Annotated in this window: 20 protein-coding genes; 16 read left to right on the forward strand and 4 right to left on the reverse strand. The window is 42.7% G+C overall.

Annotated elements, in window-relative coordinates; all coding sequences use genetic code 11:
• Positions 1-2: 2 nt before the first annotated feature.
• From ctaD to K1I44_RS03335, 5 genes are all read left to right on the forward strand, one after another.
• Positions 3-1871, forward strand: coding sequence for a cytochrome c oxidase subunit I (ctaD, locus tag K1I44_RS03315; protein ID WP_219985266.1), 1869 nt, complete (start codon positions 3-5; stop codon positions 1869-1871).
• Positions 1871-2491: a cytochrome c oxidase subunit III gene (gene ctaE / locus K1I44_RS03320; protein ID WP_219985267.1), complete on the forward strand. Its 621-nt coding sequence runs from the start codon at positions 1871-1873 to the stop codon at positions 2489-2491. Before ctaD ends, ctaE begins: the two co-directional genes overlap by 1 nt.
• Positions 2492-2495: 4 nt before the next feature.
• Positions 2496-2828 (forward strand): cytochrome c oxidase subunit IVB, encoded by a 333-nt coding sequence (gene ctaF / locus K1I44_RS03325; protein WP_219985268.1) that lies wholly within the window; start codon positions 2496-2498, stop codon positions 2826-2828.
• An 83-nt stretch (positions 2829-2911) separates the two neighbouring features.
• Complete coding sequence (gene ctaG, locus K1I44_RS03330) at positions 2912-3784, forward strand: cytochrome c oxidase assembly factor CtaG (protein WP_219985269.1); 873 nt, start codon at positions 2912-2914, stop codon at positions 3782-3784.
• Positions 3785-3802: 18 nt separating this feature from the next.
• The gene (locus tag K1I44_RS03335) at positions 3803-4267 is read left to right on the forward strand and encodes a DUF420 domain-containing protein (protein ID WP_219985270.1); all 465 of its coding nucleotides are present in this window, start codon (positions 3803-3805) and stop codon (positions 4265-4267) included.
• A gap of 45 nt (positions 4268-4312) precedes the next feature.
• Here the strand turns inward: K1I44_RS03335 and ytvI are convergent, their stop codons facing one another.
• Positions 4313-5431, reverse strand: a complete 1119-nt coding sequence (gene ytvI / locus K1I44_RS03340; RefSeq protein WP_219985271.1) for a sporulation integral membrane protein YtvI — start codon at positions 5429-5431, stop codon at positions 4313-4315.
• Between ytvI and K1I44_RS03345 the strand changes: the two genes are divergently transcribed.
• On the forward strand, positions 5418-5678 hold the full coding sequence (locus tag K1I44_RS03345; RefSeq protein WP_219985272.1) for a hypothetical protein: 261 nt from the start codon (positions 5418-5420) through the stop codon (positions 5676-5678). The two genes, ytvI and K1I44_RS03345, sit on opposite strands and share 14 nt — an antisense overlap.
• Positions 5679-5684: 6 nt before the next feature.
• Here the strand turns inward: K1I44_RS03345 and K1I44_RS03350 are convergent, their stop codons facing one another.
• Complete coding sequence (locus K1I44_RS03350) at positions 5685-6047, reverse strand: YugN family protein (protein WP_219985273.1); 363 nt, start codon at positions 6045-6047, stop codon at positions 5685-5687.
• 131 nt (positions 6048-6178) lie between these two features.
• On the opposite strand from K1I44_RS03350, the gene K1I44_RS03355 reads away from it, so the two are divergent.
• From K1I44_RS03355 to K1I44_RS03385, 7 genes are all read left to right on the forward strand, one after another.
• The gene (locus tag K1I44_RS03355; protein ID WP_091703215.1) at positions 6179-6595 is read left to right on the forward strand and encodes a CBS domain-containing protein; all 417 of its coding nucleotides are present in this window, start codon (positions 6179-6181) and stop codon (positions 6593-6595) included.
• A gap of 110 nt (positions 6596-6705) precedes the next feature.
• A complete protein-coding gene (locus K1I44_RS03360; protein WP_219985274.1) occupies positions 6706-7719 on the forward strand; it encodes a CAP domain-containing protein in 1014 nt (337 codons plus the stop codon).
• A gap of 66 nt (positions 7720-7785) precedes the next feature.
• Positions 7786-8118: a YlbD family protein gene (locus K1I44_RS03365; RefSeq protein WP_219985364.1), complete on the forward strand. Its 333-nt coding sequence runs from the start codon at positions 7786-7788 to the stop codon at positions 8116-8118.
• Between the two features lie 11 nt (positions 8119-8129).
• Positions 8130-8372 (forward strand): YlbE-like family protein, encoded by a 243-nt coding sequence (locus K1I44_RS03370; RefSeq protein WP_219985275.1) that lies wholly within the window; start codon positions 8130-8132, stop codon positions 8370-8372.
• A gap of 32 nt (positions 8373-8404) precedes the next feature.
• Positions 8405-8776 carry a hypothetical protein gene (locus tag K1I44_RS03375; RefSeq protein ID WP_244149235.1) on the forward strand — a complete coding sequence of 124 codons (372 nt, stop codon included), beginning with the start codon at positions 8405-8407 and terminating at the stop codon, positions 8774-8776.
• Between the two features lie 71 nt (positions 8777-8847).
• Entirely contained in the window at positions 8848-9297 is a 450-nt protein-coding gene (locus K1I44_RS03380; RefSeq protein ID WP_091703226.1) for a YlbF/YmcA family competence regulator, read from the forward strand.
• A 16-nt stretch (positions 9298-9313) separates the two neighbouring features.
• Positions 9314-9580, forward strand: coding sequence for a YlbG family protein (locus K1I44_RS03385; protein WP_219985365.1), 267 nt, complete (start codon positions 9314-9316; stop codon positions 9578-9580).
• A 40-nt stretch (positions 9581-9620) separates the two neighbouring features.
• Here K1I44_RS03385 and K1I44_RS03390 read toward each other — a convergent pair whose 3' ends face one another.
• Complete coding sequence (locus K1I44_RS03390; protein WP_091703232.1) at positions 9621-10010, reverse strand: DUF7147 family protein; 390 nt, start codon at positions 10008-10010, stop codon at positions 9621-9623.
• Between the two features lie 146 nt (positions 10011-10156).
• Here K1I44_RS03390 and K1I44_RS03395 point away from each other — a divergent pair, with 146 nt between their 5' ends.
• The 3 genes from K1I44_RS03395 (at position 10157) to coaD (ending at position 12810) form a co-directional block, all read left to right on the forward strand.
• On the forward strand, positions 10157-11485 hold the full coding sequence (locus K1I44_RS03395; RefSeq protein WP_219985276.1) for a hypothetical protein: 1329 nt from the start codon (positions 10157-10159) through the stop codon (positions 11483-11485).
• Positions 11486-11744: 259 nt separating this feature from the next.
• Positions 11745-12308, forward strand: coding sequence for a 16S rRNA (guanine(966)-N(2))-methyltransferase RsmD (gene rsmD / locus K1I44_RS03400; protein WP_003395125.1), 564 nt, complete (start codon positions 11745-11747; stop codon positions 12306-12308).
• Between the two features lie 4 nt (positions 12309-12312).
• Entirely contained in the window at positions 12313-12810 is a 498-nt protein-coding gene (coaD, locus tag K1I44_RS03405) for a pantetheine-phosphate adenylyltransferase (protein WP_003395122.1), read from the forward strand.
• Here the strand turns inward: coaD and ylbJ are convergent.
• Positions 12807-14012, reverse strand: coding sequence for a sporulation integral membrane protein YlbJ (gene ylbJ / locus K1I44_RS03410; protein ID WP_219985277.1), 1206 nt, complete (start codon positions 14010-14012; stop codon positions 12807-12809). The genes coaD and ylbJ overlap by 4 nt on opposite strands.
• Positions 14013-14091: the final 79 nt, after the last annotated feature.

Here is a 14091-nt window from a genome sequence, read left to right on the forward strand (position 1 = left end):
CTGTGAGTACGTTAGCTCGGAAACAAGGTGTCGGCGCAGTTATTTGGGACTACTTAACGACAGTAGACCATAAAAAGATTGCGATTTTGTACTTAATCGCCGGCGGGTTTTTTTTCTTGCTCGGTGGTTTGGAGGCGATGATTATTCGCATTCAGCTCGCCGTACCAAACAACGATTTTATTAGTGCAGGTTTCTATAACGAAGTGCTGACGATGCACGGAACGACAATGATTTTCCTTGCGGCGATGCCGCTTGTGTTTGCTCTAATGAACGCTGTCGTCCCACTTCAAATTGGAGCTCGTGACGTCGCGTTTCCATTTTTAAATTCGCTCGGCTTTTGGCTATTTTTCTTCGGTGGTGTGTTTTTAAACTTATCTTGGTTTTTAGGCGGAGCACCAGATGCGGGTTGGACATCTTACGCATCGTTGTCGCTTGCATCACCAACACACGGGATCGACTTTTACGTATTAGGTTTACAAATTTCCGGTATCGGAACGTTAATCGGTGGAATTAACTTCCTCGTCACGATTATCAATATGCGTGCACCAGGAATGACTTATATGCGCATGCCGATGTTTACATGGTCAACATTTGTGGCGTCTGCGCTCATTTTATTCGCGTTCCCGCCATTGACAGTTGGTTTAATTTTCATGATGATGGATCGCTTGTTCGGTGGAAACTTCTTTGATCCAGCGCTTGGTGGAAATACGATCATTTGGGAACATTTATTCTGGATTTTCGGTCACCCAGAAGTATACATTCTCGTATTGCCAGCGTTCGGTATTTTCTCTGAAATTTTTGCAACGTTTTCACGTAAACGTTTGTTCGGTTATTCATCGATGGTATTTGCAACGGTGTTAATCGGATTTTTAGGATTCATGGTGTGGGCGCATCATATGTTTACAGTTGGTTTAGGTCCAATTGCCAACGCGATCTTTGCAGTAGCAACGATGGCGATTGCCGTTCCTACAGGAATTAAAATTTTCAACTGGCTGTTTACGATGTGGGGTGGAAGCATTCGCTTCACAACACCAATGATATATGCCATTGCGTTTATTCCGTCGTTCGTCATCGGTGGAGTGACAGGTATCATGAACGCTGCAGCAGCGGCAGACTATCAATATCATGACAGTTATTTCGTCGTTGCGCACTTCCACTACGTTATCGTCGGTGGGGTTGTTTTCGCGCTACTAGCAGGTGCTCACTACTGGTGGCCAAAAATGTTTGGTAAAATGTTAGATGAAAAATTAGGAAAAGTGACATTCTGGTTGTTCTTTATCGGCTTCCATTTGACGTTCTTTATTCAACATTTCCTTGGCTTAATGGGTATGCCACGTCGCGTATTTACATTCTTGCCTGGTCAAGGACTTGAAACAGGAAACTTAATTAGTACAATCGGTGCATTTTTCATGGCAGCAGGTACGGTTGTACTTTTAGCAAATGTTGTGATTACAACAGTAAAAGGAAAACGAGTAGGCAACGATCCGTGGGAAGATGGGCGTACGCTTGAATGGGCGGTACCTTCTCCATTGCCAGAATACAACTTTGCGCAAACGCCACTTGTGCGTGGATTAGATGCATACTGGATTGAAAAGATGGAAGGCAAAAAAGGCTTAACGCCAGCAGAGCCGCTTGGCGATATTCATATGCCAAACCCTACGATTTTGCCGTTCGTTATGTCGTTAGGTCTATTCATTTCAGCGTTAGGCTTCTTATTCCATAACGACTACGGTTGGGGATTACCTGTTGGTATTATCGGGTTACTGATCACGCTAGTTGCCATGTTCTTCCGTTCAATTATTGATGACCACGGCTTCCATATTCCTAAAGAAGAAGTAATGGAAGCAGAGAAAAAGGGGGCTGGGGCATAATGCATGTGGAAGAAAAATTAACGCCGGAGACGTTCCCGGCAGAGCCAGAAAAAGCAACCCTCGAAGGGAAAAATAAGTTTTTAGGTTTTTGGCTTTTCCTCGGTGGAGAGACGGTGTTGTTCGCCTCTCTCTTCGCCACATATTTGGCGTTAAAAGACTCTGTGGCAGGAGGACCATCTGGAAAAGAACTGTTCCAAATGCCGATCGTCTTTTTAGCGACGATGTTGCTTTTAACGAGCAGTTTAACGAGCGTATATGCAATGCATCATATGCGCAACTTTGACTTTAAAAAAATGCAGCTTTGGCTCGGCATTACTGTATTGCTTGGTGCAGCCTTTTTAGCGCTTGAAATTTACGAGTTTACAGAGTATGTGCATGAAGGACTTACGTTCTCAACAAGTGCCTTTTCTTCAGCGTTTTATACGCTTGTCGGAACACACGGTGCCCACGTGGCGTTCGGTTTGCTTTGGATTGTTACACTAATGGTTCGTAACGCGAAACGCGGGTTAAACTTATATAATGCACCGAAGTTTTATGTTGCGAGCTTATATTGGCACTTTATCGACGTCGTTTGGGTGTTCATTTTCACGGTCGTATACTTAATGGGAATGGTGGGGTGATTGTGTGGCAAATCATACACATGTGCAAAACCCAAAAGTAGATGTAGCGTATCGTCGCAAAAAAAATGCGGAAGAGATGAAGCATCAAATTATCTCGTTTACGTTAATGATTTTCTTAACGCTCATCGCCTTTTTTGCGGTTGGATACGAAGGCTTTTCCGCTTGGTTTTCTGTACCGTTCATCTTATTATTAGCGGTCGTACAAGTCATTTTCCAACTGTATTACTTTATGCATATGAGCCATAAAGGACATGAACTTCCAGCGCTTTTCTTATATGGCGGTGTAGTCGTTGCTTTCGTTACCATTTGGGCGTTTTTAACAATCGTCTGGATTTAAGAAGCTAGCGTTTGCTAGCTTCTTTTCTTTTCACGTTTGTTATGTTTGTAGTATAATAAGGTCGGAAAAAAAGCGAGGTGAGTATGATGCCGTTAAGTATATTCGGTTTTGAAGCGATGTGGAGTCCGTACTTTTTCGTTTCTTTAGTCGCTGTAACGATCGTTTATTTTTGGCTCGTAAACCGTTCAAAACAGCCGACGACGACAAAACAAAAAACGTTGTTTGTGACTGCGATTGTTTTGCTTTATATTTGTAAAGGTTCTCCTGTCGATTTGTTAGGTCATTTAATGTTTAGTGCGCATATGACGCAAATGGCTGTTCTTTATTTAATCGTTCCACCACTTCTTATTAAGGGTATTCCTTCATGGATGTTTGAAGCAGTATTTCGCATTCGAATGATTCGTTCCATTGTTGCTTTTACTACGAAGCCGCTCATTGCATTGTTTTTGTTTAATGGTACATTTTCGTTATACCATGTGCCACTTATTTTCGATGTCGTGAAAACGAATATGTGGCTGCACGCGCTCATGACGACAACTATTTTTATTGCGGCAATGATGATGTGGTGGCCACTTGTGAACGACGTTCATGGTTTTCCGAGATTATCGGGTGTGAAAAAAGTTGGTTATATTTTCGCTGATGGTGTATTGCTTACACCTGCTTGTGCGCTTATTATTTTCGCCGATACACCGTTGTATGCCACATATTACGATCCAGCTGCTTGGATGAACGCTTTGGCGCTTTGTGTGCCACAAAGTACGTTAGCGTCGCTCGAATTAAGCGGTCCTGAAATGTTCAGCTCCATGTCTCTGTTACACGACCAACAGCTTGGTGGCGTATTAATGAAAGTTATTCAAGAAATCGTGTATGGCGTCATGCTGTTCTACATCTTTATTGAATGGTATCGAAAAGAAAGGGACGAAGAGAACATAGTAGCTCAAACGACAAAATCATAGACTAAAGAGGGGAATGTTATGAATTCATTACCGATTTTACCTACTATTAGTACGAGCTTTATTGTCGTTAGTGCCATTCTTGTTGCGGTTGGCTGGTATTTCATTCGACAAAAGCAAGTGGAAAAGCATGAAAAAACGATGTGGCTTGCCGCAGCTTTTGCACTAGCATTTTTCATCATTTATTTATCACGTACGATTTTCATTGGAAATACAAGCTTTGGTGGACCGGATCATTTGAAAATTTACTACACACTCTTTTTGTTTTTCCACATTTTTTTAGCGACTGCTGGTGCTGTATTTGGCATCGTGACATTGCTATCTGCAGTGAAAAAAAATTGGGTGCGACATAAAAAGCTCGGTCCAATCACAAGCGTTGTTTGGTTTTTTACGGCAACGACAGGTGTAGCCGTCTATTTATTGTTATACGTCTTTTACCGCGGCGGTGAAACGACATCGGTCATTAAGGCGATTTTAGGCTTTTAAGAAGAGTGTTACTCTTGAAAAAAGAGGGTGAACGATTCACCCTCTTTATAGTTTAAAGTTAAATTTGATGATCTCAGCTTCTTTTGCAGATTTTATGCCAATTAGTAGCAGTGGGAATAAAATTAAGCCAAGCACCCCCATAATTTTTACCCCTAAATACATTGAGATAAGAGTTGCTAGTGGAGATAGCCCCATATGGGCACCCATCACTTTCGGCTCAATCGTTCGGCGTAAAATGAGCAAAATTACACCGAGAATCGTTAATTTCGTTGCCAATACAGTGTCACCTGTAATGAAGTGGAAGATCGCCCACGGTGCCATAACGATAATGGAGCCGATAATCGGAATAAAGTCGATCACCCAAATAATAAACGCCGTAAATAAAGCAACTTTTGGCGCAATAAGCAGCAACCCTACTAACGAGACGGCAAAAATAATTAAGCTTACGAGAAATTGCGCTTTCCAAAAGCCGAATACAACGTACGATAGACGCGACAACATGAAATGCACTTTTTCTCTCGTTTCTTCTGTTAAATGTGAAAAAATAGCTTCTCGTATTTTCGGCAAATCGTGCATAAATAGAAATAATGTAATCAAATAGACGAGAAAATTAATTAAAAACTTTGGAATATTTGCCACTAGCGCACTGACTTTATTTAAGCTGAGCGAGGCAGTGAGTTGTGTTTTTAGCTTTGTTAAAAACAAATCGACTTGGTGAGTTAACTCTGCCACGATAAATGGTGGCAATTTTTCCGTTTGCTTGTACCAGCGGGCAACAAGTTCATTCCATCCTGCAATCATTTCATTTACATACAATGGTGAGTTTCTGAAAAAGTGAAACGCCTCAGTCACAATTTTTGTAATAATAAAGTAACCTCCCAAAAACATAAACAACGTGAATAAGCTAAATACAAGGAGGACAGCGGCCTGTCTTTTGAGACCTATCCGTTGCTGAGCAACCTTCACCGCTGGTTCTAAAAGAATGGCTGTAATTAAAGCGAACAAAATTGGAACAGCAATTGGAGCGATCCAGTACGTGAGTAAAACGATCGCAATAAGAATAACAATCATATATATGGACCGCTTTGGAATTTTCTCGAACAACAAAACGACACCTGCTTTCATTTCATAAATCATATGGAGGATGTATATGCATAAACCCATTATAACGATTGTTGCGATGAGTGTACAACCATTTGATGATGTCATATTAGAAGAAACGAAAATATATGTCCGGCATAACGGACTGACGATTCATATGACCGTCTCTTTCAAAGCGTGCGAGCATATGCTTACTTTATGTGAACAATTACAAAAACAAGTAATTGACGACATATACGAGATGACAGGGCAAACCGTGTTTGCTGTTCATCTATATGTCCGAAAGCTTATTGCCGGAAAAAACGCATGAGCGCGCTCATGCGTTTTGAATGTTAGCGAGGCCTTCTTTCACTTTTGCTAAAATGGCTTCACATTGACTAACTAATGACGAAGGGAAATGTTCTCCGTCACCGTATTCTACGCCGTGTGGATAATAATGTTTACCTAACAGCGGCTTCAATAATTTAATAACAGCACGATGAGCCCCAACGTCTCCTTCGATCGCATACCCTTGCACACGCAAATAAAATACGTCGTTTTTTAGTTCGAATTTACGATCATATGTCACACGATCGTAATCCCATTGACCTGCGCGCACAAAACCGAGACTTTCCATTAATTCATCTAAACGTGTTAATGGCGCTGTTTGATTTTCAATACCTGTATTTTCAAAGCGCATCGTTCATTTCCCCCTTATGTAAAATAAAACATTCCTCCATTAATAATAGTACGAAAGCGCATAACTTTCAATGACGAGCTTCATAATTGTTCCGATTTTGGTGAAACTAAAGGGAGAAAGGGGAGATGAACATGCCAAAAGTAAAAGACATGATGACGACGGACATTGAATGTTGTACACCGCTCGATAATATATACGAAGCGGCTGTAAAAATGCGCGACTACAACGTCGGTGCGATTCCGATTACAGACGGAAATCGACTTGTCGGCATTGTCACGGATCGCGATTTAGTTGTGCGTGGCATTGCTGAGAAAAAGCCAGCCTCGACCGCTGTCACAGAAGTGATGAGCGAACAGCTCGTGACGATTTCACCGGCCGCTTCTGTGACAGAAGCTGCTCAGCTGATGGCAAAGTACCAAATTCGCCGCTTGCCTGTCGTCGAAGGGGATGCGTTAGTCGGGATGATGTCGCTCGGTGATTTAGCCGTCCATGAAATGAGTGACGACCAAGCAGGAGAGGCACTTACACACATATCGCAATATCATTAATTAACGTGTTGAAGGAGGCTATGTTTTCGCATAGCCTTATTTTTTTGTGTTGTGAGGCGGACAAACTGTATATAATGGAAATATAGATAGTAACTGAGGGAGAATGACGCATGCGTTGGATAGTGGTTTTAATTACAGTTTTTATTATAGTCTTTTATTTTTCACCACCCGATGAACAAGCTCCGTTCAACGACACATCTTTCCAAATGGAACAAAGAAGTCATGATAACATCGTGATAGAAGGATTAGGGGCATGGATCGGCAAAACGGAGGAGGAAGTGAAGCAAACGTTTGGACAACCTGTGCGTATCGATCCGTCCGCTTACGGCTACGTCTGGTGGGTATATAACAATCCGAAAACGTATATGCAAATCGGCATACGTGACGGACGAGTCGTCACGATTTATGCGTGTGGGCCCGAGGTGAACGTAGCTCCGTTTCAAATCAATCGCTCAATTAATGAGCTGCTACAAACGATGCCGCTTCATGATGATATTCACGTGCAACTCGATGATGGAGTATATCGCTTTCAACTGACAGAAGAAGATTTAATGATTCAGCCGCTCCTTTCGTTTGGTGATGTATATGTGCAATTATATGTTGACCGTTTTACCGGCACATTATCAAGCGTTCGCTTTCTCGATGGCGAGACGTTAGTACACATTCGTCCGTACGAACTTGAATATCGCGGGCCGCTACCGGAAGTGGCGATCGATGAAACGCTTGAAAAACAAATTGAACGAGCGAATGCGGAACAAATTTTTGATATTACAAACGTCATGCGCGCACGTCACGGCATTTCTCCGTTGACATGGGACGAGCGCGTGGCGAAAGTAGCATATGAACATAGTAAAGATATGGCAGAAAACAATTTTTTTGCGCACGAATCGCCAACGAGCGGCGACTTACAGCAGCGGCTCATTCGAGCAAGCATTTCGTTTGAATTAGCAGGAGAAAATATTGCTGCCGAATATGTCGATGCCCCTGCCGTTGTAGAAGCGTGGCTCAATAGCCGAAGCCATCGACAAACGTTGTTAAACGACGAACTAACGCATTTAGGTGTCGGAGTATATAAGCGGTATTACACACAAAATTTCATTCGCCCTTTGTCCCAACCAAAATAGGCGCACGTATCGTTCATTCGGTCGTAATATATGGTAGGCAAACAAACTAGAAAGGGGCGACCGATGATGTCCATTGAACAATTTAAACAATTTGTTAAAAAACACCCGAAAATCATTGAAGAAGTGCGGCAAGGGAGAAAGACGTGGAAAGAGCTGTACAACGATTGGTACGTGTTTGGTGAAGAAGATGAAATGTGGGATGTATATAAATCAACAAATGAAAAAGAAGAACAAAGCGCGCTTATTCAAAAATTAGTGAGCTATTTAAAACATGTAGATGTAAATGAGCTTCAAACATACGTGACAAATGTTCAACAAGCGATTACGTCCATTCAAGAAGTTGTACGGCAAATGCAACAAACAAATACGAAAGATCCGTTTTCGTTTCGGAAAGATTAAAGGGACAAAAGATGAGAAAAGATGTGTACGAATACATTGTTGTAAAGCCGAAACTTCATCAATTTTTACGTGAACACCCGTCATGGTATCGAAGGTTAGCGAGACGCCCGATGGATATAAAAGAAATGGAAAAAGAGGCGCGTCAATATTATAAACAAACGATGTCGCATAAAGTGCAAAACGTCGTCCAAACGATTGAAATGGCGAAAATGATGATGGCCATGATGAAACTGATGAATGACACTCATAATTAAACGGGAAACGTAAACACTATCACTACGAAAGGATGGTGAAAGTGTTGCGTTTCTTTTTTTTATGTGTCGTATTGTTGTTTTCAACGCACGTTAGCGACCATAGGCATACGGTGTTTGCTGAACAAAAGCAAACGTTATTCGTCAAACATCATGTGAAAGGAAATAACGTTTTTGTCGAGTGCATCGTCGATCAATTTACGTTTACGAAAGGAAAACATCCGAAAAAAAACGGACAAGGGCGCATTCACGTATATGTCAATGGGAAAAAAGTAAGCGAAATGACAACAGCTGCTTTCGTTATTCGCGGATTGCCTGCCGGAAAGCATTCGATTCGCCTCGAGCTCGTCCATAACGATGCGAGCCGCTACCACATATCACATGAATTTACCGTGACTATTTCGTAAGTCTGGGGCAACCAGACTTATTTGTTTTGTTTGTTAAATCGTGTTATGATACCGTTGTGGAGGTGTTGCTCGTGCTTGTAGCAACGGTTGAACGTTTACAAATATTAGATTTCGCAGAAGAGCTTGGCAAAATGATCATCCAATCAGATGTGGCAGAACAATATCGCCGCAGCTTTTATTATATGAAACGAGATGAGAAGGCGCAGCAACTCATTTCGCGCTTCGTTCAGTTGAAAGAGCGATACGAAGAAGTGCAGCGTTTTGGAAAATATCATCCAGATTACAAAGAAGTAACGAAGCAAGTGCGCGATGCAAAACGCGAGCTCGATTTGTATGAGCCGATTGCCGCCTTTAAAAAGGCAGAAAAAGATATGCAATTGCTTTTAGATGAAATTAGCACAATAATCGGTCGCGCTGTATCTGAAAACATTAAAGTGCCGACGGGGAACCCATATTTCGACTCCCTCTCTTGCGGTGGGGGATGCGGTGTCGGTGGAACGTGCGGCTGTCGGACGAAATAAAAAGGGGATGGGGTTTATGTTTCCGATGCGACAAGGAATTATCGTTTGGCTTTATTCAATGAAACATAGTAAACAGTTGCGAAAATACGGGAACGTTCATTACGTATCGAAGCGGCTTAAATATGCCGTCTTATATTGCAACATGGACGAAGCGGAAGAGGTGATGAAAAAGCTCGCCTCCTTACCGTTTGTAAAGCGAGTCGAACCGTCTTACCGTCCGTATGTGAAAGTGGAATTTGAATCGAAAGCGGACAAAGAGAAAGAATATGAATATGGGATATAATCAAAAAAGGATGTCGCGGCTAGACATCCTTTTTACTTTCTTATTGCAATGGCGGAATGAATCGATTCATGCGCATAATGCCGATTAAATGTTGATAATACAATTGCAAATCGGCAAAAAAGTTCGATGGTTTTACGTCCAAATGAATAATTTCTTGATTGAGTTGTTTAGCTAGGTCGATGAACAATTCGTATCGCTTCGTTATTTTCACGGACGGATGTGGAATGCCTTCGCGGCAAATGTATAGCGGTTGAAAATCGCCCGGTTCAGTCGGATGGAGCACAACGACGAACGATGTGAGCGCTTTTCCGTCTTTCGTCGTATGAAAAGCAAACAAACCGGATAAGCGGTGACGGTTTGATTTTGCAATTTCAATGAGCTCATAAATGTCGGAATATCCTTCCCCTAGTTCAATAAAACGTTGAATCATCTGTTCATTCCCTCACTTTTACGTTTTGTTCCATCATTAACTTTAACACGTTCAACTTTTTTCGACAATTAGGGAAAACGGTGTATGACAACGCATTGAAATTTTGTTATTGTTATAATATAAATTGTTTGATAAGGGGCAATCATATGTGGAAGGTGGCTTTTATTTCGACGCTCCTTTTCCTCGGCATTAGCGCAGGAGCTTTATATTACCAATGGGACGAATATCGTACAGAAGCGACGAAACAGTCTGTGCTTCAACATGACGTGGAAGCGACATTTAGCGGGAAGGAGATGGAAGTTACCCATCGTATTCGCGGAGCTGTCGCTCGCACATATGAAGTAATTGTGCCAAACGAAGTGAAACATATTTCGTGTTCCGAACAAAAAGCATGCGTAAAACGACAAAACGGCAAAACGATTGTCGACGCCTCACATACAGACGAGCTTTCGTTCACATATCGCGTGCCGGTTGCACAAAAAGAGCCGCTCTTTATGAAAGAATGGCTCATTCGCTTTCATACTGCTCAACCGCAACAAATGACGATTTCGTTAACGGACACCGTTCATCCGAAAGGGATTTGGATTGCGGACGGAAAGCTTGTCGGCTATGTCCATAAACCGTCTTTTTCGCTTTTTATGTGGGAGAAAGAAGGGGGAAAAGCTGTTCCGCTTTATTTTCAAGCTCAGCCGCTTCAAATATCGCTTCATGATCGACTGAGCGTATATGCAGCGAAGCCAATAGACCATTCGGCGTTATCGTTTTGGCAACAAAGCGATGTCGAGACGCTCGTCATCACCCCGTTTTCGCTTCAATATATGACGCCGACGTTCGTCATTATACCGGATCGTGTCTCGTTTCCAACGGTTCAGCGCGCTTACGTTCGCGTTCAGTTAGAAGCGCGCTTTCCGAACAGTTCCGTTCCAGAGTGGGTATGGGATTTGCTTATTGCGTATATGACAAAAACAGAACCAGTGACAAAACAAGCGAAACGCGCTTTCGAGCAATTGCAAAAGACGTTGACGAAAGAAGAGCAACAAACGTTTTGGACATCTGTGACGACGCATAAACATGAGCCGTTGACGATGAAAAAGCTAGACGAATGGTTAGGAAACGCATACGGGGGACATACGACATTTTTCCAAGACGAAAAACGGTATATGACTTTCACCGAACGAAAAATGCTCGTCGTCAATGACGTGCAATTGCCGAATGCGCGCGTGTTATTAAAAGATGGACAGCAATTATTTCCGTTCATTCCGATTATGCGCACGCTTGGCTATACGGTGAACCGGTCAGGAGAGGCAATATTTATTGAGAAAGACGGGGAACGTTGGCGCTTTTTTATAAATGGAACGAACGCTGTCATTCAACAATGGGACGGATCGTTATATATCGAGCGAACGGAATTTCCGAAATGGTTTTCCGTCTACATTAGCGAGACGGATGAAAACATTTATGTAGTCGGTCAATAATAAAAAAAATCCCTGTGGCATATGCCGCAGGGGCCCTTCCATTCTTTTTCGGACGAGCCGAAAAAGAGAAGGAAAAAGGGAGAGGAGAAACCGGAGGAAGAACTTATGGGGAACGTAAGTCTTCTCCGTGGTTGGCAACAACATCATTACCGATGTTGTTACTACTAGTATGACCATTGTTTTGCATAATATACATGATCATCATATTTTTCCTTTTGTATCGTTTCGTCGATCATCATTACGAGTGAGGTGAAGTGTGTTGCGCGTTATATCGGGGAAATGTAAAGGAAAGTCGCTGCAAGCTGTTCCGGGCATGACGACACGTCCGACGACCGATAAAGTGAAAGAAGCGATGTTTAATATGATCGGCCCGTATTTTTCTGGCGGACTCGGACTAGACTTATTTGGCGGAAGCGGTGGGCTTGGCATCGAGGCGTTGAGCCGTGGATTAGATCGCGTCATTTTCGTCGATCATGACGCCAAAGCGGTGCAAACGATAAAAAAAAATGTAGCAGCTTGCCGCTTGACAGATCAAGCAGAAATTTATCGCAACGATGCCGAGCGGGCGCTAAAAGCGATCATCAAAAGAGGCTTGACGTTTCGCCTTATTTTTCTTGATCCACCGTATAAAAACAAACAGTTGGAAGCGCTTATCGCGATCATCGATGCACATCAACTATTGCAAAAAGACGGTTTTATCGTTGCTGAACATGGGGTTGAAGTTGAGCTCCCAAAACAAATTGGGCGATTAACGAAAGTGAAAGACGAAACGTACGGTATAACGGCAGTATCCATCTTTGCTTATGTAGAGGAGGAAGAATAGGAATATGGCAAGCATTGCAGTATGCCCGGGGAGCTTTGATCCTGTTACGTATGGGCATTTAGACATCATTCGTCGCGGGGCGAAAGTGTTTGATCAAGTATACGTTGTTGTGTTGAACAACTCAGCAAAAAAGCCGTTATTTTCAACGGAAGAACGAGTAAAATTGCTTGAAGAAGTAACGAAAGATTTACATAACGTAACGGTAGATTGTTACCAAGGGTTGCTTGTCGATTATGCTCGAAGCAAACGAGCAAGCGCCATTTTGCGCGGTTTGCGTGCCGTGTCAGATTTTGAATACGAAATGCAAATTACATCGATGAACCGCGTGTTGAACGAGCAAATTGAAACGTTTTTTATGATGACGAACAATCAATACGCTTTTTTAAGTTCAAGCATCGTAAAAGAAGTCGCGAAATATAACGGAAACATTTCTGAACTTGTCCCGAAAGTCGTCGAAGAAGCGCTTCGTCAAAAGTTCGCTGAAGCGAAAAACCACCTTTAAGCAGGTGGTTTTTCGCGTCGGAAAGTGATAAGCAAATAGACGAGACACGATGTAGCGGTAATGAAAAAACCGTACTGCTCAAGCCAATGCACGTATGTAATCGACCATTGTACCCCTGTTTGCGGAAGCCATACAGGCCATGTTTCTCCTGCTTCAAACGGTTCGACATACAGCGGTTTCCAAAGAAGCGATGCGAAAAAAGCAGCAAATAGTCCGTGACATATGCGCGCAATGAAAAAAGGTTGGAAGCGAATATTTGCTTCAGCTAATATGCTGGCAACTTGTGCTTGTACAGAAAAACCGCCAAAAGCAAGGATGAAGCTTGTGACGATGACTTTTTGTAACAGTGTCGCGTTCGTCGCTTCGCTCGCCATTTGGCTACCTAAAGTAATTTCGAACATTCCTGCAATAAGCGGTACGCTCAACTCGCTCGGCAATTGAAAAATAGCTAAACCGTGCTGCACGATGCTTGCGAGCACGTTCGTCATATTCGTCATATAAAGCAGTTTATTTAAAACGGAAAATAAAATAATGAACCCCCCGATCATAAAGAGCGTTTGAATGGAGGAGCGGACGGCATCCCCAAGCAGTTTACCGATCGCTTGTCTATGTTTTAAGCGCGTTTCATGCATGGCGCGAAACGCTTGACGGAAAATGCCTTTTTTTTGCTTTGTGACATGAGCGGCGTCGTCTTTTCCGTGGAAGCGCATCATCATTCCGACGCAAATGTTGCCGAGATAATGGGATAAGGCGAGAATGATGCCGATATTCGGATTGTGAAAAAAACCGACAGAAATAGCCCCGAAAATAAAAAGCGGATTTGATGAATTTGTAAACGAAACGAGCCGTTCTGCTTCAACGGCGGAAAGCTGTTGCTGTTGCTTTAATCGTGCCGTCAGTTTTGCTCCAGCAGGATAGCCAGAAGCCATGCCCATCGCCCAAACGAACCCGCCGATGCCAGGCACTTTAAAAAGCGGTCGCATGAACGGCTCAAGCAATACACCGAGAAAATGAACGACGCCAAATCCGATTAAAATTTCTGATACAACAAAAAAAGGGAGAAGGGAAGGAAAGACGACGTCCCACCACATATGTAATCCGCGCACAGCCGCTTCAAACGATTGCTGTGGATAGCGAAGCAAGGCGATACATAAACAAATAATGATAGACGATAGCACTAATGTTTTCCATTTCTCTTTCATCGTTCATAAGCCTCCTCGTTTGCCGATCGTACTCGTTTTAATATACGAGTATATGTGGACATTTTAGACCATAGTATTG

The organism is Anoxybacillus sp. ST4, assembly GCF_019448545.1.
Taxonomy (GTDB): domain Bacteria; phylum Bacillota; class Bacilli; order Bacillales; family Anoxybacillaceae; genus Anoxybacillus; species Anoxybacillus pushchinoensis.

Coding starts and splice junctions, on each gene's coding strand:
- ctaE (WP_219985267.1), top strand. CDS start 1,871: ATGCATGTGGAAGAAAAATTAACGCCGGAGACGTTCCCGGCAGAGCCA.
- ctaG (WP_219985269.1), top strand. CDS start 2,912: ATGATGCCGTTAAGTATATTCGGTTTTGAAGCGATGTGGAGTCCGTAC.
- K1I44_RS03335 (WP_219985270.1), top strand. CDS start 3,803: ATGAATTCATTACCGATTTTACCTACTATTAGTACGAGCTTTATTGTC.
- K1I44_RS03345 (WP_219985272.1), top strand. CDS start 5,418: ATGCATAAACCCATTATAACGATTGTTGCGATGAGTGTACAACCATTT.
- ytvI (WP_219985271.1), bottom strand. CDS start 5,431: ATGGGTTTATGCATATACATCCTCCATATGATTTATGAAATGAAAGCA.
- K1I44_RS03350 (WP_219985273.1), bottom strand. CDS start 6,047: ATGCGCTTTGAAAATACAGGTATTGAAAATCAAACAGCGCCATTAACA.
- K1I44_RS03355 (WP_091703215.1), top strand. CDS start 6,179: ATGCCAAAAGTAAAAGACATGATGACGACGGACATTGAATGTTGTACA.
- K1I44_RS03360 (WP_219985274.1), top strand. CDS start 6,706: ATGCGTTGGATAGTGGTTTTAATTACAGTTTTTATTATAGTCTTTTAT.
- K1I44_RS03365 (WP_219985364.1), top strand. CDS start 7,786: ATGTCCATTGAACAATTTAAACAATTTGTTAAAAAACACCCGAAAATC.
- K1I44_RS03370 (WP_219985275.1), top strand. CDS start 8,130: ATGAGAAAAGATGTGTACGAATACATTGTTGTAAAGCCGAAACTTCAT.
- K1I44_RS03375 (WP_244149235.1), top strand. CDS start 8,405: ATGGTGAAAGTGTTGCGTTTCTTTTTTTTATGTGTCGTATTGTTGTTT.
- K1I44_RS03385 (WP_219985365.1), top strand. CDS start 9,314: ATGTTTCCGATGCGACAAGGAATTATCGTTTGGCTTTATTCAATGAAA.
- K1I44_RS03390 (WP_091703232.1), bottom strand. CDS start 10,010: ATGATTCAACGTTTTATTGAACTAGGGGAAGGATATTCCGACATTTAT.
- K1I44_RS03395 (WP_219985276.1), top strand. CDS start 10,157: ATGTGGAAGGTGGCTTTTATTTCGACGCTCCTTTTCCTCGGCATTAGC.
- coaD (WP_003395122.1), top strand. CDS start 12,313: ATGGCAAGCATTGCAGTATGCCCGGGGAGCTTTGATCCTGTTACGTAT.
- ylbJ (WP_219985277.1), bottom strand. CDS start 14,012: ATGAAAGAGAAATGGAAAACATTAGTGCTATCGTCTATCATTATTTGT.